This window comes from Lysinibacillus louembei (assembly GCF_033880585.1).
Taxonomy (GTDB): domain Bacteria; phylum Bacillota; class Bacilli; order Bacillales_A; family Planococcaceae; genus Metasolibacillus; species Metasolibacillus louembei.
In genome coordinates this window covers 2,305,946-2,329,151 of sequence record NZ_CP137624.1, presented here as the reverse complement: position 1 = coordinate 2,329,151, position 23,206 = coordinate 2,305,946, and the positions used below count along the sequence as shown (strand labels likewise).

Below are 23,206 nucleotides of genomic sequence, written 5' to 3'. Positions count from 1 at the left end.
AAGTAGGCACTTTTTCGTTCAATACTTACTAAGGGGGAAGTATAGAGATGAAAGAAGCAACAGGAATTTACGAATTTAACGGCAAACGTTATCAATGTCCAATTGAGCTGTCAATAGCTCTGCTAGCTGGTAAATGGAAAACAACAATCATCTGCAAACTGATGGATGGCACAAAAAGATATGGAGAACTTAAAAAACTAATTTCTGGTGTTAATCATAAAATGCTCGCTGAACAACTAAGAGAGCTTGAAGAAGTAGGCATTATAAAGAGAACGGTCTATCCGGAAGTACCCCCAAAGGTTGAATATGAATTGACACCATTCGGTGAAACATTAAAACCAGCAATTCAGTATTTGCAAACTTGGGGAGCTCAATTTAAAGTGACAGACGATCATCAGGCTGCCGATTCACATCTTATTCAGGCAAAAAGCCCATAATTAACAATACGGAAGCACATAAAAAATCGGCAGTTCAAGACATGATTCTCGTATCTTGAACTGCCGATTTTTCACAATAACTATCGCAATTAAGCATGCTCACACTTCCCATTCGGTAAGAATCGAACGAATAAGTGCGTACTTACTTTTCGTTAGTTGCTTATGTATAATCCGAAATAGATAAGCGCTTATCTAGTTAATAACTGACTGGCTTCTAGTTTGAAGCTGGATGAGAAATGAGGAGTGTATAGAATGAAAACGTTAGTTATTGTGGCTCACCCCGACCTATTATCATCGAGAATTAATGCAGCATGGGTCAATGCCTTGCAACATCAACCGAATATTACAGTCCATCAACTGTACGATTTTTATGCGGACGAAAATATTGATATTCAATATGAGCAGACATTGCTTGAAGCCCATGAGCGCATTATTTTTCAATATCCGCTCTATTGGTACAGTTCGCCGCCATTGTTGAAAAAATGGTTTGATTCCGTTCTCCAACCCGGCTGGGCTTACGGACCAGACGGAGATAAAATGAACGGAAAAGAAATCGGCATTGCTATTTCCACTTACGGTGCAGCAAGCTCCTATCAGCCTGATGGATTTAACCGTTTTACGATTCACGAGCTGCTAAGACCTGTTGAAGCTTTAACACATTACATTAGCGCTGCCTACTTGCCACCTTTTGTACTTAATGATATTAGCAATATCTCTGACACGCAATTGGAGCAAAACACTAAAGAATACATCAACTATATAAGCTCAGCATTTCCTGCCGCTTCCTAAGCTACTAGTCCTCCGAGCTAGCTGCTTTTCACAATAAACACAAATACGAGTGCAACGATTGTCTCAACTAGGCAACGATTGCACTCGTATTTTGTATAGCTGTCATCGGAGAAACCTTTGAATTACCCGATAACATCGTTTCAATTCAATAGGGCAAGATGTTGAATGAATGCGCTGTAATATTTGCCCAAAATTAAAGATTATTTGTTGTCGTTTTCTTGGCTTCGCTCGTTAGCTAAAGCTCTTCTAATCGTTTCTCCTTGCAAAAATTCGATAAGAGCCCTTGGCTAATTTGAAGAATAGCTACATTAGAAACATGACCTTATCTTGGAAATTTCATACGGTATTTCTTCGATTTTTATTGGATACACCGTTATCCCCTCTCTACAAAAAATAGCTGGCTTCAACAGCCAGCTTGCTCATTTATCTTATTCTTTCTAAATCCTGATAATCCTGCATAAAGCGTCCCCCATCTGCCACAGCAGAATGGTAAAGCGCTTTAACAGCGGCTGATTTATCAAGCCCCATATCCTTTTTAATGTTCTTTAATTCATCATGCAATTCACGATGCTCATTAATTAATTTTAGCATCGTATTTTTATTGTATTTCATGGCTTTTCCCTCCTTATAGTACTTGAATAAAGACGACTTTTAAATAATTGAATTCTGGGTAATTGTGTGGCACTTGAAAATCTTCTGGCAGTTGGTGCTGCTCCAAAATTTTATAGCGCTTTTTCGCATCTTTAAATGCCTTATCAATGAAGGTTTTAAATTTTTTCATATTGAAGCTCGCATTATTTGTTGAGGCAATGATAACGCCGTTTTCCGCGGTAATTGCCAATGCATCTTTTAGTAGTTTTGGGTAATCCTTTGCTGTGCTAAATGTCATTTTTTTCGTGCGCGCAAAGCTTGGTGGGTCAAGTACAACAACATCAAACGTTAATTGATGGCGTGCCGCATAGCTAAAGTAATCGAAAACATTCATCACCTTGATATCCTGTGCTTCATAATCAATAGCGTTGACGCTAAATTGCTCAATCGTTTTTGCTAGACTACGCTTTGCTAAATCGACGCTCGTCGTTTTCACTGCGCCTCCAAGTACTGCGGCAACCGAAAATGCCCCTGTATAAGAAAAAGTATTGAGCACCGTTTTCCCTACCGAATAAGAGTCACGCAATGCTTTACGCACATTGCGTTGGTCAAGGAAAATCCCCGTCATCGCCCCATCATTCAAGTCAACCGCATAATTCATGCCATTTTCTTGCACAATAATTGGAAACTCGCCCTTTTCGCCTGACACATAGTCATCCTGCTCTACATACTGACCATTCGTATGAAAACGCTTCTTCTCATAAACACCACGTGCATTGACCACTTCCGCAAGTGCCGCATAGATTGCTTCACGCAACGCATAAATGCCTTCACTATACCAGCTCACCATATAAAAGCCATTGAAGAAGTCAATCGTTAAGCCACCGATGCCATCGCCTTCGCCATTAAAAACGCGGAAAGCCGTCGTATCCTCCGCATCAAAAAAGCTTTCTCGGCGCGTGACAGCCTCACGAATTTTCTTCGCAAAAAATGCCGCGTCAATCTGTTCATTTTCTTTGCGTGTTAGTACCCAGCCGATGCCTTTATTTTGCATGCCATAATAGCCTGTCGCAATGTATTGCCCTTGCCCGTCCACTAGCTGGATAAGCGTCCCCTCTTCAATTGCAGCGTCCTCATTTTCTGCCGCATCTTTTAAAATTAACGGATAGCCATTTTTTAATTCTTTTACGTAGTTGTCTTTTATCAATAATGTTGTCATATCGTCATCCTTTGTCTTTGGTATTTCTTTATTATACACTTATTTTTTAAATAGAGCTTCTCACCGTCTTATTGGCGCTTTTCTACAAAAAACCAGCCTACCTCCAAGGAGGTGGCTAATTTTTTAAATAGATATATGTTACACTATAACCAAAATATAGATTTAATTTTGAAAAGGGGTGAAATTTATGAGGAACAAAATGATATTTTTAGTAATATCATTACTCTTTATTCTTACCTTGCTAGCTGGCTGTAATAAAAAAGCAAGACTATCTAATCCTGTATTTAATTGGGAGGGAGCCAATTACGTTGTGACAAATGAGCCTTTACCTGAATTTGACGTGGAGGAAAAAGTAGGTGAAACTACTACTAAAGTGACAGAATTGCCCTCTAATCATGGAGAAGGGTTTGCACTCCCTATTGGAACTGAGTTATACAAAATAAAAGATATCGAAATTACACATAGCTTTGGTGGAATGATGGTGGTTAAAATCGATGAAAAATTCAAAGTTGCCCGAAGGTTAAATGAACCTTAATTTCGCCATATTAAAAATCAGCCAACCTCGACAATGGAGAGGTGGCTGATTTTTCATTACTTCACTACGATATTAACTAATTTACCTGGAATAACAATCACTTTGACAACGTCTTTACCTGCGATAAATTCTTGTACTTTGTCATCTGCTAATGCAGCAGCTTCTAGGCCTTCCTTCGAAATATCTTTTGCAACTTTTACTTTTGCACGCACTTTGCCTAGTACTTGTACAACAACTTCCACTTCATCTTCTACAAGCTTCGATGGGTCGAATGTTGGCCATGTAGAATACGTAATTGTTTCAGCATGACCAAGCTTTTGCCAAAGCTCCTCTGCAATATGACGAGCGATTGGTGAAATCATTTGGACAAAGCCTTCTGCATACTCTCTTGGTACAGCATCAACCTTATAGCATTCATTAATGAATACCATCATTTGTGAAATGGCTGTATTGTAGCGCATTGCTTCAAAGTCTTCTGTTACCTTTTTCACTGTTTGATGATAAACAAGCTCTAGCTTGCCGTCATTTGTGTCAACGATTTTGCTGCTTACTGTGCCATTATCATCAATAAATAGACGCCAAATGCGCTCTAGGAAGCGACGTGAGCCATCTAAGCCATTTGTTGACCATGCTTTTGAGGCTTCAAGCGGTCCCATAAACATTTCATAAAGGCGTAGCGTGTCTGCACCGTGTGATGCAACGATATCATCTGGATTGATCACATTGCCTTTTGATTTTGACATTTTTTCGTTGTTTTCACCTAAAATCATTCCTTGGTTAAATAGCTTTTGGAATGGCTCTTTTGAATGCACAACACCGATATCATATAGCACTTTGTGCCAGAAGCGAGCGTATAGTAAATGCAGCACCGCATGCTCTGCGCCACCAACATAAATATCAACAGGCAACCAGCGTTTTGCTAGCTCTGGATCGATAATCATTTCATCATTATTCGGGTCGATATAGCGTAGGTAGTACCAGCAGCTACCAGCCCATTGCGGCATCGTATTTGTTTCACGGCGACCTTTTTTCCCTGTCACAGGGTCTACTACATTTACCCACTCTTCAATATTAGCAAGTGGTGATTCACCTGTACCGCTTGGGCGAATATCGTTTGTTTTTGGCAGCATTAATGGTAGCTCTTCCTCTGGAACAGTCGTCATTGTGCCATCTTCCCAATGAATAACAGGAATTGGCTCACCCCAATATCGTTGACGTGAGAATAGCCAATCACGTAGACGGTATGAAATTTTCTTCTCACCGACACCGTTTTCCTCTAGCCATGCAATCGCCTTAGCAATGCCATCCTCTTTATTTAAACCGTTTAAGAAATCAGAATTAATATGCTCGCCATCACCAGTGAATGCTTCATTTTCAATATCACCACCAGCAAGCACCGCTTTAATTTCTAAGCCAAATTGCTTAGCAAATTCGTAGTCGCGCTCATCGTGAGCAGGAACCGCCATAATCGCGCCTGTACCGTAAGTTGCTAACACATAGTCCGCAATCCATACAGGGATTTTGGCACCGTTAATTGGATTCACTGCATATGCGCCTGTGAAGACACCCGTTTTTTCCTTCGCTAAATCTGTACGCTCAAGGTCTGATTTTGTTTTTACTTTATCAAGATATGCATCTACTTGTGCACGATGCTCTGCTGTTGTAATTTCAGCAACTAGCTTATGCTCTGGTGCTAATACTGCATACGTTGCACCAAATAGCGTATCTGGACGCGTTGTGAAGACATCAAATGTATGCTCTGTACCATCGATTTTAAATGTTACTTCTGCACCTTCAGAGCGCCCAATCCAATTGCGCTGCATTTCTTTTAAGCTTTCTGGCCAATCAAGCTCATCTAAATCTTCTAATAGACGATCCGCGTATTCCGTAATGCGTAAAATCCATTGACGCATTGGGCGACGCTCTACAGGATGTCCGCCACGCTCTGATAAGCCATCGATTACTTCCTCGTTAGCAAGCACTGTACCTAATGCGGGACACCAGTTGACAGGCACTTCATCAACATATGCTAAGCCACGATTGAATAATTGGATGAAAATCCATTGCGTCCATTTATAATATTTCGGGTCTGTCGTATTAATTTCACGATCCCAATCATACGAAAAGCCTAAATCGTTCATTTGACGCTTAAATGTTGCGATATTTTTCGCTGTAAATTCCGCTGGGTCATTGCCTGTATCTAACGCATATTGCTCCGCTGGTAAGCCGAACGCATCCCAGCCCATTGGATGTAGGACATTATAACCTTGCATACGTTTAAATGAGCTTAAAATATCTGTCGCAATATAGCCTAGTGGGTGCCCTACGTGTAAGCCTGCACCTGATGGATATGGAAACATATCTAGCGCGAAAAATTTTGGCTTGCTGTTGTCATTCACCGTTTTAAATGTTTTATTATCTGCCCAATACTTCTGCCATTTCTTATCAATTTCTTGATGATTGAAACTCATATTACTCCTCCTCAAAATCATAGTATCGACTTGTTTTCTATCGCCCAAACCGAAGTGACTGAATTTTTAGAAAAATAAAAAACTCGCCCCCTTCCGTAGAAAGGGACGAGAGTATATTTGACTCCCGCGGTACCACCCAAATTAGTGACACTGCACTCAGCTCCAGCTTCTTAACGCGAAAACACGGCTTTTAGTATCTAAAAGCAAACTCAAAGGCGAGTTCAATTTGTTCACCTGTTAGCTTACACCAACCGCTAACTCTCTAAAAAGTGTCGAAATTTACTACTCCTTGTCATAGTCGTTGTATATAATGCCTTCATTCTAAAGGAATTAGCTTGAAAGTACAAGTTTTTTTTGCGTGCCAGGCACACACACAATTTCCACACAATTCACGAAAAAAAATTTTTTATGCACTTTACTATTCAAATGACAAATTTCATTCGTTTTTCACAGTCAAATTTCTAATTTCAAACACTTTGCACAATAAGTGCTTTCTTGAGCCATTTGACAAGATTTATCATTGTTTTTACACTATATTCAATTCATACTAAAAGGAGGGCTGCTATGCCTAGAAAACATCGTCTTTGGTCACCGCATCACTATTTTCATATCGTTATGCGTGGAAATAATCGACAAACAATCTTTTTACATCATGCTGACTATCAAGCTTTCTTGCGAATTTTAGAGTACACGTATCAAAAATATCAATTTTCCATTATTGCTTTTTGCATTATGCCAAATCATTATCATTTATTACTGCGCTCTTCTCATGCTTCCCACAGCAAAATCATGGCGATGATTAATCGTCGTTATAGTGATTATTTCAAGAAGAAATATGACTACACTGGTCACCTCTATGAAAAAAGGTTTTTTTCAGATATTGTTCCTTCAGCCCTCGATATTATCGCTGTTAGTCGCTATATTCACCGTAATCCAATCAATACCACTACCCCCTTGGTAGAAGCCCTAGCTCTTTACCCTTATAGCTCTTTCTATTATTACTACCATAACATTCCAGTATCATTTAATTTTTTGCATAAAAACTCACTTCTCTCCTATTTACCTCATTCCAGATACGCTACCCTAGAGCTCTATTTAATGCATTGTGAGGATGATTATGATTTGCAATTGACTTGAGCTATAACAAAAGCTAGTGTCCTCACTCGTTGTGACACTAGCTTTTCGATTGAATTGTATTTAGTTTTCTGAATTTTCTTTATTGTTTGTGTGCCAGGCACATGCAGGGATAATTGCTACGAGCAGCAGCACAACGACACTCCACATCAATGTCTGCATATCAAATATATCGACCATCATCCCGCCAAATAGTGGACCAATCATTCGTCCAATTGTCGTGGCACTATTGACAATGCCTTGGTAAAAGCCTTGTCGACCTTTCGGGGCGAGTTGATTAGCAATTGTCGGAATAATAGGTGTGAAAAATACTTCCCCTAATGTTAAAATGACCATCGCTACCGCGAACATTGTGAATTCCTCTGCAACCGCCACGATACAGAAGGAGAATGACATTAAGACAAGTCCCAATGCGAGCTGATGCTTGAGCTTCTTCTCCCAACGTCGAACGAGCGGACGAATGACTGGCTGGAAACCGACAACGAGCAAGCCGTTAATCGTCCAAATCACACTATATTGTGAGAGCGACATACCTAAGCCTTGTGTGTAAGAAGAAATCGTCGCACTCCATTGTGAATACGACATCCAGCATAATACTAAAGCGAGACACAAAGTAAATAACGCATAAAGTCCTGCCTTAGATTCCTTGCCCCCTCTTTCTGTAAGAACATTTTTCGGTGCCATACTTTTCGTATCAAAGCGTTTATATGTTGTGACAACGAGCAGGAAGAAAATTAAATAAGTAAAGAAATTCGCTTTAAAAACATATTCAAAATTCATATCTGCGATAAAGCCTGCTAGTGCAGGACCAATCGCTACCCCAACATTATTCGATAAAAATAACGTATTGAACGCTTTACGCCCACCTTCTGGCCACGCAGCGCCTATCAACGCATACATTGCAGGAAAAACTACCCCTCCACTAAAGCCGATAACCGTTAACAAAATAACGTAAGGCCACCAATCATGCCAAAACATCAATAAGCTTAATGCGCCTATATTTAATGTGACACCAATCACAATTGTTTTAAAGCCACCAATTTTATCAAACAAATAGCCACCTAATAAATTACCAACGACCGCCGCTAATGAATTGAGCATTAACACAAAACCCGCAATCGTTAACGTTTTTCCTAGATGATGGTGTATGTATATAGCATTTAAAGGCCATAAAAAGGAGCTACCTACTGTGTTTAAAAACATCCCGATGACTAAATACCATACCTGTCTTGGCATATCCTCTCTCCTTCCAAATTCCTTCGATATTCAAAATATCAGTCTATGCCTCTTTTGCAAAATATACAAGAAAAAGTTTTTCACTACGTCAATGCGTGTTACAATCATTTTTTAGAGGAGTGACAACGATGACAAATTTCCCTTTTCCTTCTGACGAAAAGCGTTACTATACATGGAATCGCTATTTACGCAATGAATTTGGACAAAAGGTTTATAAAGTAGCTTTAGATGCGGGCTTTGATTGCCCAAATCGCGATGGCACGGTCGCTTTTGGAGGCTGCACATTTTGCTCGGCTGCTGGTAGCGGTGATTTTGCTGGTAACAAAGTGGATCCGATTCCTGTTCAATTCGAAAAAATCAAAGCAAAAATGCAGCATAAATGGAAAGATGGCTTAACGATGGCTTATTTCCAAGCCTATACAAATACACACGCGCCCCTCGCCATATTAAAGGAAAAATTTGAAGCAGCACTCGCCTGTGAAGGTGTCATGGGAATTAGTATTGCAACGCGCCCTGACTGTCTGCCTGACGATGTCGTGGAATATTTAGCTGAATTAAATGAGCGTACCTATTTATGGGTGGAGCTTGGCTTACAGACGGTGCATGAAAAAACGGCAAATTTAATTAATCGTGCACATGACTACGCAACATATGTAGAAGGTGTAGAAAAACTGCGTCGTCACAATATTCGCATCGTCACACATATTATTAATGGTTTGCCCTTAGAAACATACGATATGATGCTCGAAACAGCACGTGAAGTAGCAAAGCTCGATGTACAAGGCATTAAAATTCATTTGCTGCATTTATTAAAAGGTACACCTTTAGTCAAGCAATACGAAAAAGGCTTGCTGCAATTTATGACACAGGAAGATTATATTCAGCTCGTTGTTGACCAGCTTGAAGTGTTACCACCGCACATGGTCGTGCAGCGTATTACAGGTGATGGACCCATTGATTTAATGGTCGGGCCGATGTGGAGTGTCAATAAATGGAGCGTGTTAAACGGTATTGATGCAGAGCTAGAACGCCGCAACACATGGCAAAGTAGACTTTATGAGGTGAAAAGATGAAATTACAACGCGTTTTACAATATGCTCAAAGCCTTTTAACAGACGCGATTCAAGAAGGCGATATCGCCGTTGATGCAACAGCTGGTAACGGACATGACACATTATTTTTAGCCAATTTAGTTGGTGACGATGGCTATGTATATGCCTTCGATGTGCAAAAAGAGGCGGTTGACGCAACTTTGCATCGTCTGTTGGACAATGCCCTTGAACACCGAGCTCTCGTTTTAAAGGATGGGCATGAAAACATCGCCAAATATGTGACAAAGCCTGTAGCAGGAGCAATTTTTAATCTCGGCTATTTACCAGGCAGTGACCATTCCATTATTACAAAGCCAAACACAACGATTACCGCACTAGAAACCTTGCTGCAATTATTAAAAGTTGGTGGCATTATCGTCTTAGTCATTTATCATGGGCATGATGGTGGCGCTGAGGAACGCGATGAGGTGCTACGCTTTGTTAGCAGCCTTCCACAAAAGCATGTGCATGTTTTGCGCTATGAATTTTTAAATCAGCAAAACAGCCCACCGTTTGTGGTGGCGCTTGAAAAGGTCAAGGAAATGGGCAACAAATAGGGGTGTTGGCTAGCCAACACCCCTATTTTTATTCCTCATCCACCCAGCTCATACGTGTCGCTACGAAAAAAGCAGCTACAATCGATGCAATCACAACGAGAAATGGTGCGACAAATATTAAAAAATTACTCATGTTTTGCCCTCCTATACATGGTGATCAGATTTGCCTGATACATACTCTTTATTAAATACGAATAAGCGGAACACTAAGTAAAGCGAAGGCAATAGTAATGCAAGCCCTGCAATAAACACAACGACTAAGGCAATCGCCATTGCCTCACTCGTAAAGCTATCGTGAATCGTTAAATACGGATAGAGCAAATATGGATAATGCGAAACGCCATATGCGAAAAAGGCAAGCGCAAATTGGACGATAAGTAAAACGAGCGCCCAATTATAGCGAATGCGCTTATAAATGAAATAAACTGTACCCGCAAATAATAAGCCAGATAGTGCAAAGAGCCACCACACATCGAACATATTTTCATAATGCCAATTGTTTAATTGACGCATTTCGATAATAATACCGAATGCGCTGACAATTAATGGTCCCGCCCAAATTAAGGCATATTTTCGCATTACTTCGGTTGCCTCACGCTCTCCAGCCTTGTGCGCATACCATGTTAAAAAGACTGCGGAGATATACAGCACCGCAACAACTGACAGCACCACAATCGACCAAGATAAAGGGCTGGCGAATAAGGCACCATAATCTAGCTTCGGATGCCCGCTGTCCATACTAACAAAGCCACCTTCTGAAATGGTTAAAACGACCGAAAAAGCTGCGGGAATAAATAGCCCAGCAATACCGTAAGCAAGCGCGTAGCCTTTATGCCCACTAACACCGCTATACGCTTCAAATGCGTAATAGCTTCCTCGAATTGCCAATAAAATTAAAGCGATTGAGGCAGGTACAATTAAGACGTTTCCATAATAGTAAGCAGTTTGCGGGAAAAAACCGACAACTCCAACAAAGAAAAATACTAAAAAGACGTTGGTAATTTCCCAAACTGGTGATAAATAGCGTTTAATAATTTTCGTTAATGTTTGGTGATTTCCTCTAATTAAACTATACGCATTGAAGAAGCCTGCGCCAAAATCAATGGACGCTACAATCACATAGCCGAACAAGAACAGCCACAACACAGATATACCTAATATTTCTAATGCCATGAGCCTTCACCGTCCTGTCTTGAATTTAATTCCTTCTCAATCGGATTATTTTTGAACATGCGCTGTAAAATAACGATACTGCCGACACCTAAAATAAAGTAGACAACGGCAAAGGCGATAAATAAATATTCAACACCTGTGGCGGTTGTTGCCCCTTCTGATGTGCGCATAATGCCGTATAAAATCCATGGCTGACGCCCCATTTCAGCAAGCCACCAGCCCGCTTCAATGGCGATAACGGATAGCGGTCCCCCTAACACGATAAGCCATCTAAACCACCTTGCTTCAACCCATGACCAGCTTCTCCATTTGCCAAGCACAAAGGCAGCAGACAGTAAAATCATAAAGACACCTATCCCTACCATCGTATCAAAGAAGTAATGGATAATAAGGGGTGGATGCTCATCCTTTGGATATTGGTCGAGCCCAATTACCTCTGCGTTAAAATCGGTATGCGATAAGAAGCTAAGCAGCTTCGGTAAGCGAATTTCATATTTCACTTCACCGTCATCTAGCACACCGAATAAAATTAAGTCGGCACCCTCTTCTGTTTCAAAATGCCATTCTGCCGCAGCTAATTTTTCAGGCTGGTACTCCGCTAAATACTTTGCAGAAAAATCGCCAACAACTGCTGAAGCGAGTGCAAAAATTAAGCCTAGCTTCATCGTTAAAACAAGTGCTTTTTTATGATAGACGTGGTTTTCACCGCGCAATAATTTATAGGCAGCAATCGCGGCAAGAATAAAGGCAACCGTCATATAGCCTGTCGTTAAAACATGCCCAACCTTTGTGGGCATCGCAGGTGTAAACATCGCCATAAACGGCTGAATATCGATTAATGCATCACCCTTTACCGTAAAGCCTTGCGGTGCATTCATAAAAGCGTTAACAATCGTAATAAAAAGAGCGGACATCGAAGCGCCAATACTTACTGGAATTAGCAGCAACATATGATATTTCGGATTTTTAAAGCGGTCCCACGTATATAAATAAATGCCAAGGAAAATCGCCTCAAAGAAGAACGCAAATGTTTCCATGAATAATGGTAATGCAATCACTTGCCCTGCCATTTCCATAAACTGTGGCCATAATAACGATAGCTGCAAGCCAATAATCGTACCTGTTACAACCCCAACCGCTACGGTAATTGTAAAGCCACGTGCCCAACGTCTCGCCATCATCGTATAATGCATATCATTTTTCTTATAGCCTACATATTGTGCAATTAAAATCATTAACGGCACACCGACACCAATTGTTGCAAAAATAATATGGAACGATAGCGTCAGCTCCGTTAAAGCCCTACTCCAAAAAACAGAATCCACTTCCCTCACTCCTTTATTGCCTATTTTTCCTTCATCGTAGCATTAAATATAAGCGTAATCTATTGTCGTTACTTTGCTTCCATACATATTCACATATTCGACATACAGAAATTTGTCACAAAGCGCAAAAAACGCTGATTCTTGCAAGTGTATTCCTTTTCAAAAAGCACAAACTTAGTATACCTTAATAGTAGTTAATTGTCAGAATTGTGTGTGTGCCTGGCACCCACACAATTAAGGAGGATACAACATGGCTTGGCTCAGGCAGCTCGCATTTTCAGAAAAAAAATATATTACACTTTTTATGTTGTTTAGCTTGCTGCTCGCTAGTGCGATTATTGGGCAAGCGTATAGTATCGTCAAAATTGTGGATAGCGTCTTTATCAACAAAGCATCCTTTGAAGTGATATGGCCTTATGCGGCACTTTTAGCTGTCGCAATTTGCGTGAGGCTTGCAACACAGGCTTTCATGCAGCTTGCTGCGAATCGCTATGCAGGAAGCGTCAAAACGAAGGTGCGTCAACAATTATTGGCACATTGGTCTACGCCATCTGCCAAGCCTGCTGGCGAAAAAATTGCTATTTTACAGCATACGGTACAGGAGCTGCATGCTTATTATGCGCAATATATCCCACAATTTATTAAAACGTTGATGCTACCTGCAATCATTGTTATCACATTGTTTTTCGTGCATCCAACAAGTGCTGTTATTATGTTAATTACAGCACCGTTTATTCCTTTAACGTATATTTTAGTTGGCATTCAAACAAAGGCAAAAGCGGAACAACAGCTAACGAAAATGAATCGCTTTTCCAGCACATTTTTAGAAATGCTTTATGGTTTACAAACATTAAAATTATTTGGCAAAGCGCGCGAGCAGGAGCTCAAGCTGAATGAGCATAACAAGCAATTTTCAGCCGCAACGCTGACCGTTTTAAAAATTGCCTTTGCCTCTACATTGTTTATTGAGCTGATTACAACGCTTGGTATCGGTCTTGTTGCACTGGAAATCGGCTTTCGCATGATTGTCTTCCAAACGCTTGCCTTTGCGCCTGCCTTTTTCGTTTTAACATTAGCACCTGAATATTACCAAGCATTGAAGGAGCTTGGCGCAGCCTTTCACACAGGACGTGGTAGCCTAGCAGCGGCAGAAATTTTACAAGAGACACTTCATGAGCCGAAGCGTGCACCTACATGGGGAACAGAAGCTTTTTCTGAAGCACCTTCCCTCGCATTAAAGGATGCTTTGATTCAATACGAGCAGCAAGCAATTGGTCCCATCACTTTGATGATTCCAGCGAAACAAACAATCGCCATTGTTGGACCATCTGGACACGGCAAAACGACGATTTTGCATATGCTCGCAGCATTAATGAAGCCTGATACTGGACAGCTACTTATCAACGGCAAGCCCCAATCAACAGCTGATGAGCAACAATGGCGGCAAGAAATGATGCTCGTTTCGCAAAAACCGTATTTATTTGCGACGACATTGCGAGAAAATTTACAAATGGGTGGCAATTATTCAGAGAAGCAGTTGCTTGAAGCATTGCAACAAGTGCAGTTAATGACATGGTTTAAGCAGCTTGCCAATGGCTTTGACACAAAAATTGGCGAAGGTGGGCTTGGCTTATCAGGTGGGGAGCAACAGCGGATCGCTTTAGCAAGAGCATGGTTAAAGCAGCCATCTATTTTATTGCTAGATGAACCAACTGCTGCACTTGATGTGCAAACAGCCGAAGCCGTTCATCAGCTTATTAAGCAGTTCCATCATCGTAGCACTGTCATTATTGTTGCACATCGCCATGAAAGCATTGCACATGCAGATGCAATCTATGAAGTGCAGAACGGTCAACTGAAAAGAGGTGAAACACCGTGTGGCAAATGATTTTAAGTGAAAAAAAAGATTTTTTACTAGCTCTTTTAGCTGGAACAATCAGTGGCTTAACCGCGGTAGCACTCTTTGCACAAAGCGGCTTTTTAATTTCCAAGGCAGCATTATTGCCACCGTTTTATATCATTTTAATTTTAACTGCCTTTTTAAAATTATTTGGTGTGGCGAAATCAGCAAGCAAATATGCGGAGCGCTATATTTCACATCGTGTCACCTTTTCGTTGCTAGAAAAAATTCGCCTCCGCTTTTTCCAAAGCTTGCAGCCATATGCACACTCTTTACTTTCGAGCTACCGAGGGGGCGATTTATTAACGCGTATGACGAAGGATGTTGATACATTACAGCAATATTTTTTACGCGTTGCCTATCCACCGCTCGTTGCATTGCTCGTTTTTTTCGGCACAATGCTATTTACTATTTGGTTTTCAATTTGGATTACATTGCTGTTGCTTGTTAGCGTTATTCTCTGCAGCATAATTTTGCCGTTGCTTTGGCAAAAGCCAAAAGAAATAACAAGCCAGCAGCACTACACAGAAAGCTTGACGGAATATTTTTACGGCTTAACCGATTTAACAGTTGCAGGGAAACGCCCTGCTGCAGAGCAAGCACTACAGCAGCTCAGCCTTGATTTTGAGCAAAATATACAAAACGAAGAAAAACAGGCGTTAAAGGCACAGCTCGTCAATCAAGCAACCGCCTTATCAACCGCCTTTGCGGTCGTCATTCTCGGTGCTTATTTTGTAACAACTGGGGCTTTAGACGGGCTTTATTTAGCGATGCTACTATTAATTGCATTAACTGTTTTTGAGGTAGCAATCCCGCTTGGCACAGTCCCTTTGCATAAAGCAAAAGCAAAGGATGCCTTTGTTCGTTTAACAGCATTCGATGCTGCGGCAATATCAACACAAGCTTTGCCGCAAGGACAATTGCAAACAGTGCAAGCTAATAATGTCAGCTATCGCTACCCAAATAGTGATTTTCAAGCATTGCAGGATATTTCATTTACGATTAATGCTGGTGAAAAAATTGCCATTGTTGGGCCAAGCGGTGCTGGAAAATCGACCTTATTCCAACTGTTAATTCAAAATTTGCAGCCAAGCAATGGAGAAATTTTATGGAATGGGGACAATACTGCACAAATTCAGCATGAACAGCTATGGGGTCAAATGGGCATTATGCTACAGCATAATCATTTCTTTAGCGGCACAATTAAGGAAAATTTATTAAGTGAGAAAGAGGCCGGACAAATGGAGCAACTGTTAGAGCAATTGCAGCTCCCCTTTTCACTTGAGCAAGAGGTATTGGAAAATGCGCGCAATTTATCAGGTGGGGAGCAGCAGCGTCTAGCACTTGCCCGCGTCTTACTGCGCGATGCACCCATTTATTTATTGGATGAACCATTCGCACATTTAGACAGCTCATTAACAACACACTGTACTGAGTTGTTACTCACATTGCCACAAACGGTTATTTGTATTACACATAAGCTTGATGCCCTCGCCCTCTTTGACCGCATTTTTGTCATCTACGAGCATCAGCTTGTAGAAGCAGACCATTACGATGAGTTGATTAAAAAACAGGGCATTTTTTATCATATGCAGCAGCTAAAATAAAATGGGTTGTCAGACGACTCACTTTATGCTAGGATAACAAATGTATAACCTCAATAATATGGATTGAGGGTCTCTACCAGAAACCGTAAACTTCTGATTACAAAAATTTTTATTTTTGTAATCAGAAGTTTTTTTTATTTTGAAAGGAAGGATTGATAAAAATGAATTGGAGAGTATATATTCTGTCCATCACTGCATTTGCAGTTGGTTTAGTTGAATTAATCGTTGGAGGGATTTTGCCTAGCATTGCAGAGGATTTAAACGTATCCATTGCGACAGCAGGACAGTTGATTACTGTTTTCGCCTTTATTTATGCCCTATCTGCGCCAATACTTTTATCATTAACAGCCAAAATTGAACGAAAGCAGCTATTTATTATTGCATTAGTTATTTTTGCTTTAAGTAATTTAATGATGTATGTCAGCCCGACATTTACAATCGTCATGATTGCCCGTATTGTTTCTGCAATGAGTACAGCGCTTGTTATTGTTTTATCGTTAACAATTGCGGCGAAAATCGTTGAGCCACGCTACCGAGCAAAAGCATTGAGCTATGTCTTTATCGGTGTAAGCTCGGCCCTTGTTATCGGTGTGCCACTTGGCATTTTTATTACAGAATCATTCGGCTGGCGCTCCGTCTTTTTAGGCATTGCAGTACTATCGGCTTTATCGATTATTTTAAATATTATTTTCCTAGAAAGAATGCCTGTTGCTGAAATCATTCCATTAAAAGCACAGATTAAATCATTAGCAGATGTAAAAATTTTAAGCGCACAATTTACGACATTATTTATGCTAGCAGGACACTATATGCTATATGCGTATTTAACAGCGTTTTTAGTTGAAGCCTTTGATATGAGCGCATCATGGATTAGCGCCTGTTATTTATTGTTCGGTGTCTCCTCTGTAAGCGGGAATGCGCTTGGTAGCTGGTTAAATGGGAAACTTGGCACGAAAAAAACCATTTTATTTGTTGTGTCAGCATTTGCAATTGTATTATTGTTAATTCCATTTACAATCGTATCATTGCCGTTATTTTTAATTATCACTGTATTTTGGGGTGCACTAAGCTGGGCTTTAACACCACCATTACAGGCATATTTAATTCAAATTGCCCCAAAAACATCCGACGTTCAGCAAAGCTTAAATACAGCTGCACTACAAATCGGTATTTCCATTGGCTCGGCAGTTGGTGGTGTTGTATTCGCCTTTACATCATCGGCTATTTATTTATCCATCTTTGGCGCTATTTTTGCGCTAGCAGCATTAGGCTGTGCGGCCATTTCATTAAAAGGCTCTTCTTCTGCACAAGTAGCAGAGCAACATAGTAATTAGCAGAGCAAAAGGGGTGCTTCCGAAGCTTAAGTCGCTTCGGAACACCCCTTTAAAGCTCTACTGTTTTCCCAATTTGCAGTGTTAACGCTTTTTTATAAACACCTTGTGCTACAGCTAAATCATAATAAGAGGCTCCAACCGATTTAAAGAATGTGATTTCCTCTTGTTGCTGACGTCCTACTTTTTCACCTGCAACAAGCTGTTCTAGCTCCGCATAAATATCGTCGAAGCTCCAAACACCTTTGTCAGCTGCATCAATTAGCTCGCCTGCCTCATCTTTCACACCAGGTAAATCATCTACAACTACTTTACTATTTGTAATCGTATAATGATCCAGTTCATGCATATGCGGAAGATAAGAGCCAACCCCGTTAATATGTGCGCCTTTTTTTAACGACTCACCATTGAATAATGGCGTTGTCGTCTTCGTTGCACAGCAAATGATATCTGCCTGTGCTACTGCTGTATTGGCATCTTGCTCGAAAAGAAATTCACCTTGATAGCCCGCCTCTTGTAGCTTTTCCGCAAACTCTTGTGCCTTTGCAGCTGTTCGATTGTATAAAACAATCGTTTCAATCGCGCGAACTGCTAACACACCTAAGCATTGCTCAAATGCCATCGCTCCTGTACCAATAACAGCTAGTACTGTTGCATTTTGTTGCGCTAAATAATCTGTTGCGATGCCTGACATCGCTCCCGTGCGCAGACGCGTTAAGTAAGAAGCATTAATGCTTGCTAAATGGCTACCATCCTCTGTGCTCGTTAAGACAATAATACCTTGTGTCGTTTTCTTCCCAGCAGCTGGGTTGTTCGGAAAAATCGTCACAACCTTTACAGCTGCCATTTGATTTACTAAATCCGCGCTAGGCATATAAAGGGCTGATGCTGTCTGTTCCGGGAAGTCCAACACTGTACGATGTGGCGCTAAAATATGCCCTTGCGCCTTCGCTTGTAGTATCGCTTTTACATCTCGTATGGCATCTTCCATATGATAGAATGATGTAATCTCTTGCTCATTTAAAATAATCAAACTACTCACTCCAACTAATTATTTTTTATCCATTGACACAGCATCTAAATCTTCGTTGCTACGCTCACGTACTGCCCAAACTGCTAGCAATGAAATAACCGCAGTGAAAATCATATAAATAGCTACAGGTACAAATGAATTATCAAAGTTCGCTAATAATGCTGTTGCTACTAGTGGCGCTGTACCACCAGCTACTGCGGCACCGATTTGGTAGCCTAACGATACACCTGTATAACGCACTTTTGCATCAAAGATTTCAGAGAACATTGTTCCTAAAACTGCTGTAATTGGTGCCCAAATTACCCCTAGACCAATCACGGTTGCAATCACTAATGTAATAAATGTTTTTTGATGTAATAACCAGAAGTATGGGAATGCATAAATAATAATGCCGAGCGTTCCGAATATATACATTTTCTTACGACCAATGCGGTCTGATAAATTCCCCATAATTGGAATTAAAATCGTTGTAACAATTGTCGCAATCATAACAGATACTAAAACTTGCGTGCTTGTAAAGCCAAGCTGATTTGTACCATATGAAACGATAAATGTACCGAAAATATAGAATGGTGCTGTTTCAACAACTTTACCACCAATGGCAATCAACACTTCTTTCCAGTGATACTTTAATGTATTGATAATTGGAAGCTTTGGAATTTCGCCAGACTCTTGAACCTTCTTAAATGATGGCGTTTCATCAATTCCTTTACGAATCCATAAGCCAAATACAACTAATAATGCACTTAATAAGAACGGAACACGCCAGCCCCAAGAAACGAATGCTTCCTGTGAAACAGTAGAAGTGATAAATGTTAATGCACCAGTACCTAAAAACATACCAATTGTTACACCCATTTGTGGGATTGCACCAAATAATCCACGCTTATCTTTCGGTGCATATTCAACGGATAATAGCAATGCACCGCCCCATTCTCCACCAATACCTAGTCCTTGTACTAAACGTAGTACAATTAATAAAATTGGTGCTGCAACGCCAATTGCTTGATATGTAGGAAGTACCCCCATTAAAAATGTTGCAACCCCCATTAATGACAATGTCATTACTAACGTTTTTTTACGTCCAACTCTATCCCCGATATGACTAAAAATAATACCACCAAATGGACGAATAAAGAACGCTAATGCTAGTGATGCATATGCTAGCATTAAGCCAACTGTTGGATCTTCTGCCACGAAAAATACTTGGTTAAAAACAAGTGCCGCTACTGTTCCATATAGGAAGTAGTCAAACCACTCAATCGAGCTACCAACTAAGCTCGCAATCCAAACTCTCCTTTGCTGTGCTTTACTTAACTGTGGTTCTGTCATTCAAAATCCCCCTTTTTCTTGAATCGAAGATACTCTCTCAACCTTATACTCCATCATTTGAAATCGCTTTCTAAATGTTGTTACTTTAAAGTTGAAGTAATACTTCAATTTTATGAACCTATTATTTCACTATTGAGATTCATTGTCAATCATCTTTTTGAATAAACAAAATATTCAGTAAAATAAATATTTTGTGTTGATAGTTTTACTTTTCTAAATTAGAACACTACTATAGAAAGAAAAAGATATTTGAATTGAGGGGATTCGAATGCAATTTATCGGTGAGGAGATTCGGAAAATACGTAAGGAGAAAAAAATTACATTAAAACAATTAGCACAAGAAACAGGTGTCTCCATTAGCTTTTTATCACAGCTAGAGCTTGGAAAATGCAGTGCAACACTGCAATCATTACGTAAAATTTGCGATGCATTACAAGTTTCACCAACAATTTTTTTTGAACAAGCACCACAAGATATAAAGACGACATTGCCTTTTCACTATGAAAACCTAGCGCCTACTATAGTAGCGGCACCATTTCAGCCGATGCTTGTAACACTGTTACCTAATGAAAATGGCTCACAAGAGCTTACACATTTAGGGTATGAGTTTATTTATGTATTAGAAGGTGAGCTAGCCTTTTCCTACCAAGAGCAAAAAAGAGTTTTACAAGTTGGACAGCACGTCATGTTCTCCTCTACGGAAAGTCATATTTGGTGGAACGAGGGGGAAATACCAACAAAATTTCTGCTTATCTCGTCTCTATAAAATGGCAAACAGGTGTCCAAAAAGCACGCATTCGCCTACTTTCCAAACACCTGTTGCAGCTTCATATTATTTTTTTTCTTTATTACGCTCAACCCAGAAATCAGCATTTTTAATGCCAAGTTTAATCGGGTCAAATTGCGGGTCTTTTCCTTCTTTTTTCTGCTGCTCGTAATCTTTTAATGCGAGCATTGCAGGCTTCATAATAATTAATATCGCTATGACATTAATCCATACCATCAAGCCTAAGCCTAAATCACCAAATGCCCATGCTAAGTCAGATGTTCTCACTGCACCATATAATGAAGAGCCTAATAATACAAATTTCGCTATCCAAATACCTATTTGCTCAGCTTTGCCTGAGAACATATAGGAGACATTGGTTTCTGCAATATAATAGTAAGCCATTAATGTTGTAAAGGCGAAGAAGAATAATGCTATTGCAACAAACCCAGCACCAAAGTTATTTAACGATGGGAATGCGCTGTTTACCGCTGCTTGTGTAAATTCTGAATATGTGATACCTGGCGCATGCTCAACGATTAACTCCCCTTCGGAGCTGCCTTCATTTACATTGTACGTCCCCATAAATAAAATCATTAATGCTGTTGCTGAGCATACAAGCAATGTATCAATATAAATCGATGCAGCTTGTACTAAACCTTGCTTTGTAGGATGCGATACTTCCGCTGCTGCCGCTGGGTGTGCACCCGTACCTTGACCAGCCTCATTTGAGTAAATGGCACGTTTAACCCCCCAAGCAATTGCTGAACCAATCATCCCACCAAATGTTGCATCAAGCGTAAAGGCACTTTCAAAAATTAATTTTAAAACACCTGGTACTGCGCCAATATTCATAATAATAATAATTGCTGCCATTAATAAGTATACAATTGCCATAAATGGTACTAAAATTTGTGCGGCATTTGCAATACGTTTTACACCACCAATAATGATAAAGCCTAATAATCCAACAATAATAATACCTGTAACCCATGGTGAAATGCCAAAAGCATTATTTACAGCACCAGAAATCGCATTAGATTGTACACCTGGCATTAAAAATGCAACCGCTAAAATAGCCGAAACTGCAAATAACATACCAAACCAACGCATACCTGTCGCCTTTTCAATATAGAAGGCGGGACCTCCTCGATATACGCCATTTTTCTTCTCTTTATAAATTTGAGCCAACGTAGACTCTACATAAGCTGTTGATGCACCAATAAATGCTGTAATCCACATCCAGAACACAGCTCCAGGGCCTCCAAATGCAATTGCCGATGCTGTCCCTACAATATTACCTGTTCCAACACGACCAGATAAAGCAATCGACATCGCTTGGAAAGAGGATACCCCAGCCTCTGATTTCTCCCCTGTAAACATTAGCTTAAACATGTCTTTAATTAATCGTACTTGTGCAAACTTCGTTAAAATCGAGAAAAATAAACCTACAATTAAAATACCGTAAATCATAAATGGTCCCCATAAAATACCATTTAAAAAACTTACTACCGAATCCATTAAAATCCCCCTTTGAAAATAATGTATTATTTTGAAGTTTACTATATTACATATGCATTTTTTATGCAATACATTTTTAAAAAATTCTAAATATTTCGTATTGTGAAATTTTAAAAAAGATAGATTTTTTCAGCTTTCAAACTAAGAAAGGTATGTTAGAAATATTTCTAACATACCTCGCTTGTTATTACTTCACTAATTGGTTAAAGCATTCTCATGACTTATACTGTTTATTTGTCAAACAAAAAAAGCCAATTTGTGTAAAGTGGTTTACTATGACAAAACTTTAAAATTTATTATTAAACAAACATAATGTATATATGTTTAAATAATATAGCCTAATGAGCGTAACACATTATTCATAAAATCTTTTGTGTATAAATATACTTCTTCTCTTTCCATTTCAAAATATAAACTATGGCGACAATCAGCCCATTCTTTATATTGAAAATGCGATAATGGCTGCTGCATTAACCAGCTTTTTGATGCCTGTATATCCGTAATTTGGTCTCTTTCACCCGTCATCATCAAGACAGGCATATTGTGAAATTTTACTTCTGGATTTTTCAAGCGCTTTAAAAGCTGTTGCAAATCTTTATACCATTTCACTGTAACAGTTGTATTATGCGGTATGTCATCTCTTAACTCTTCATATACCTCTGCATTTCGAGACATCAGCTGCATCGTAATTTCATGATTGAGCCTTACACTAGATGTTAATGCACTAATACTTGTTAAGGCATTGGACATTTTCCCAGGCAGTAGCTTTAAGTGCATCCATGGTGAAATAAAGATTACACCTGCACATTCCAGCTGCTTTTTTTGTAAAACATTCATTAATACTGTTGCACCTAAACCATTACCTATAACAAATACAGGCAAATTTTCCGATAAGCCTATTTCTATTAATTGCTTTACATAGTCCTCATATTTAAAAAAATCTTCATCGTGATAATTGATATTTTTTGCCTGTGCTCCGTGTCCTGGTAAATCCCCCATTACAACGTGAAATCCTGCGCTTCGCAGCTTTTCAATTAGCCAAGCATACCAACGATGATGCTCATATGCTCCATGGACAATTGCAACAACTGCTTTTGGCTGTCCTTCAGCCTCCCATTTCCACATTGCAATCCCTCCTATATTTTAACCTGTTCTTTT

At 39.8% G+C, this 23,206-nt stretch carries 21 protein-coding genes, 1 riboswitch and 1 other annotated feature; of the genes, 10 read left to right on the top strand and 11 right to left on the bottom strand.

Features of this window, described 5'->3' with window-relative positions:
* Window positions 1-47 precede the first annotated feature (47 nt).
* Both R6U77_RS11655 and R6U77_RS11650 read left to right on the top strand, forming a co-directional pair.
* Window positions 48-437, top strand: coding sequence for a winged helix-turn-helix transcriptional regulator (locus R6U77_RS11655; RefSeq protein WP_319835759.1), 390 nt, complete (start codon window positions 48-50; stop codon window positions 435-437).
* 252 nt (window positions 438-689) lie between these two features.
* Window positions 690-1,226, top strand: coding sequence for an NAD(P)H-dependent oxidoreductase (locus R6U77_RS11650; protein WP_319835758.1), 537 nt, complete (start codon window positions 690-692; stop codon window positions 1,224-1,226).
* A 423-nt stretch (window positions 1,227-1,649) separates the two neighbouring features.
* Here the strand turns inward: R6U77_RS11650 and R6U77_RS11645 are convergent, their stop codons facing one another.
* Entirely contained in the window at window positions 1,650-1,838 is a 189-nt protein-coding gene (locus tag R6U77_RS11645; protein ID WP_319835757.1) for a hypothetical protein, read from the bottom strand.
* A 13-nt stretch (window positions 1,839-1,851) separates the two neighbouring features.
* Window positions 1,852-3,036, bottom strand: a complete 1,185-nt coding sequence (locus R6U77_RS11640; protein ID WP_319835756.1) for a class I SAM-dependent rRNA methyltransferase — start codon at window positions 3,034-3,036, stop codon at window positions 1,852-1,854.
* Window positions 3,037-3,223: 187 nt separating this feature from the next.
* Between R6U77_RS11640 and R6U77_RS11635 the strand changes: the two genes are divergently transcribed.
* Entirely contained in the window at window positions 3,224-3,571 is a 348-nt protein-coding gene (locus R6U77_RS11635; RefSeq protein WP_319835755.1) for a hypothetical protein, read from the top strand.
* A 56-nt stretch (window positions 3,572-3,627) separates the two neighbouring features.
* Here R6U77_RS11635 and leuS read toward each other — a convergent pair whose 3' ends face one another.
* Window positions 3,628-6,042 (bottom strand): leucine--tRNA ligase, encoded by a 2,415-nt coding sequence (gene leuS, locus R6U77_RS11630; protein WP_319835754.1) that lies wholly within the window; start codon window positions 6,040-6,042, stop codon window positions 3,628-3,630.
* A gap of 98 nt (window positions 6,043-6,140) precedes the next feature.
* Window positions 6,141-6,347, bottom strand: a binding site (T-box leader).
* Between the two features lie 259 nt (window positions 6,348-6,606).
* On the opposite strand from leuS, the gene R6U77_RS11625 reads away from it, so the two are divergent.
* Window positions 6,607-7,179: a transposase gene (locus R6U77_RS11625; protein WP_319835753.1), complete on the top strand. Its 573-nt coding sequence runs from the start codon at window positions 6,607-6,609 to the stop codon at window positions 7,177-7,179.
* A 60-nt stretch (window positions 7,180-7,239) separates the two neighbouring features.
* On the opposite strand, the gene R6U77_RS11620 is transcribed toward R6U77_RS11625, so the two are convergent.
* Window positions 7,240-8,412: an MDR family MFS transporter gene (locus tag R6U77_RS11620; protein WP_319835752.1), complete on the bottom strand. Its 1,173-nt coding sequence runs from the start codon at window positions 8,410-8,412 to the stop codon at window positions 7,240-7,242.
* 128 nt (window positions 8,413-8,540) lie between these two features.
* On the opposite strand from R6U77_RS11620, the gene R6U77_RS11615 reads away from it, so the two are divergent.
* Window positions 8,541-9,485: a tRNA modification radical SAM protein MnmL/YtqA gene (locus tag R6U77_RS11615; protein ID WP_319835751.1), complete on the top strand. Its 945-nt coding sequence runs from the start codon at window positions 8,541-8,543 to the stop codon at window positions 9,483-9,485.
* Complete coding sequence (locus tag R6U77_RS11610; protein WP_319835750.1) at window positions 9,482-10,060, top strand: tRNA 5-(aminomethyl)-2-thiouridylate-methyltransferase MnmM; 579 nt, start codon at window positions 9,482-9,484, stop codon at window positions 10,058-10,060. Before R6U77_RS11615 ends, R6U77_RS11610 begins: the two co-directional genes overlap by 4 nt.
* 28 nt (window positions 10,061-10,088) lie before the next feature.
* Here R6U77_RS11610 and cydS read toward each other — a convergent pair whose 3' ends face one another.
* From cydS to R6U77_RS11600, 3 genes are read right to left on the bottom strand one after another with little or no spacing between them, the layout of a single operon-like run.
* Entirely contained in the window at window positions 10,089-10,193 is a 105-nt protein-coding gene (cydS, locus tag R6U77_RS19875) for a cytochrome bd oxidase small subunit CydS family protein (RefSeq protein ID WP_406601041.1), read from the bottom strand.
* A gap of 11 nt (window positions 10,194-10,204) precedes the next feature.
* Window positions 10,205-11,233 (bottom strand): cytochrome d ubiquinol oxidase subunit II, encoded by a 1,029-nt coding sequence (locus R6U77_RS11605; protein ID WP_293927566.1) that lies wholly within the window; start codon window positions 11,231-11,233, stop codon window positions 10,205-10,207.
* Window positions 11,224-12,567 (bottom strand): cytochrome ubiquinol oxidase subunit I, encoded by a 1,344-nt coding sequence (locus R6U77_RS11600; protein ID WP_406601040.1) that lies wholly within the window; start codon window positions 12,565-12,567, stop codon window positions 11,224-11,226. Before R6U77_RS11600 ends, R6U77_RS11605 begins: the two co-directional genes overlap by 10 nt.
* A gap of 241 nt (window positions 12,568-12,808) precedes the next feature.
* Between R6U77_RS11600 and cydD the strand changes: the two genes are divergently transcribed.
* From cydD to R6U77_RS11585, 3 genes are all read left to right on the top strand, one after another.
* Window positions 12,809-14,446, top strand: a complete 1,638-nt coding sequence (gene cydD, locus R6U77_RS11595; RefSeq protein WP_319835748.1) for a thiol reductant ABC exporter subunit CydD — start codon at window positions 12,809-12,811, stop codon at window positions 14,444-14,446.
* Window positions 14,443-16,065, top strand: a complete 1,623-nt coding sequence (gene cydC / locus R6U77_RS11590) for a thiol reductant ABC exporter subunit CydC (RefSeq protein WP_319838371.1) — start codon at window positions 14,443-14,445, stop codon at window positions 16,063-16,065. Before cydD ends, cydC begins: the two co-directional genes overlap by 4 nt.
* Window positions 16,066-16,085: 20 nt before the next feature.
* A riboswitch (purine riboswitch) is annotated at window positions 16,086-16,185 on the top strand.
* 41 nt (window positions 16,186-16,226) lie between these two features.
* Window positions 16,227-17,399 carry an MFS transporter gene (locus R6U77_RS11585; protein WP_319835747.1) on the top strand — a complete coding sequence of 391 codons (1,173 nt, stop codon included), beginning with the start codon at window positions 16,227-16,229 and terminating at the stop codon, window positions 17,397-17,399.
* Between the two features lie 49 nt (window positions 17,400-17,448).
* Here R6U77_RS11585 and R6U77_RS11580 read toward each other — a convergent pair whose 3' ends face one another.
* Together R6U77_RS11580 and R6U77_RS11575 are read right to left on the bottom strand one after the other, a co-directional pair.
* On the bottom strand, window positions 17,449-18,429 hold the full coding sequence (locus R6U77_RS11580; RefSeq protein ID WP_319835746.1) for an ornithine cyclodeaminase family protein: 981 nt from the start codon (window positions 18,427-18,429) through the stop codon (window positions 17,449-17,451).
* 18 nt (window positions 18,430-18,447) lie between these two features.
* On the bottom strand, window positions 18,448-19,761 hold the full coding sequence (locus R6U77_RS11575; RefSeq protein ID WP_319835745.1) for an MFS transporter: 1,314 nt from the start codon (window positions 19,759-19,761) through the stop codon (window positions 18,448-18,450).
* A 268-nt stretch (window positions 19,762-20,029) separates the two neighbouring features.
* Here R6U77_RS11575 and R6U77_RS11570 point away from each other — a divergent pair, with 268 nt between their 5' ends.
* A complete protein-coding gene (locus tag R6U77_RS11570) occupies window positions 20,030-20,527 on the top strand; it encodes a helix-turn-helix domain-containing protein (protein WP_319835744.1) in 498 nt (165 codons plus the stop codon).
* 66 nt (window positions 20,528-20,593) lie between these two features.
* On the opposite strand, the gene R6U77_RS11565 is transcribed toward R6U77_RS11570, so the two are convergent.
* Both R6U77_RS11565 and R6U77_RS11560 read right to left on the bottom strand, forming a co-directional pair.
* Window positions 20,594-22,048: an alanine/glycine:cation symporter family protein gene (locus R6U77_RS11565; protein ID WP_319835743.1), complete on the bottom strand. Its 1,455-nt coding sequence runs from the start codon at window positions 22,046-22,048 to the stop codon at window positions 20,594-20,596.
* A gap of 324 nt (window positions 22,049-22,372) precedes the next feature.
* Window positions 22,373-23,173, bottom strand: a complete 801-nt coding sequence (locus R6U77_RS11560) for an alpha/beta hydrolase (protein WP_319835742.1) — start codon at window positions 23,171-23,173, stop codon at window positions 22,373-22,375.
* Window positions 23,174-23,206 lie beyond the last annotated feature (33 nt).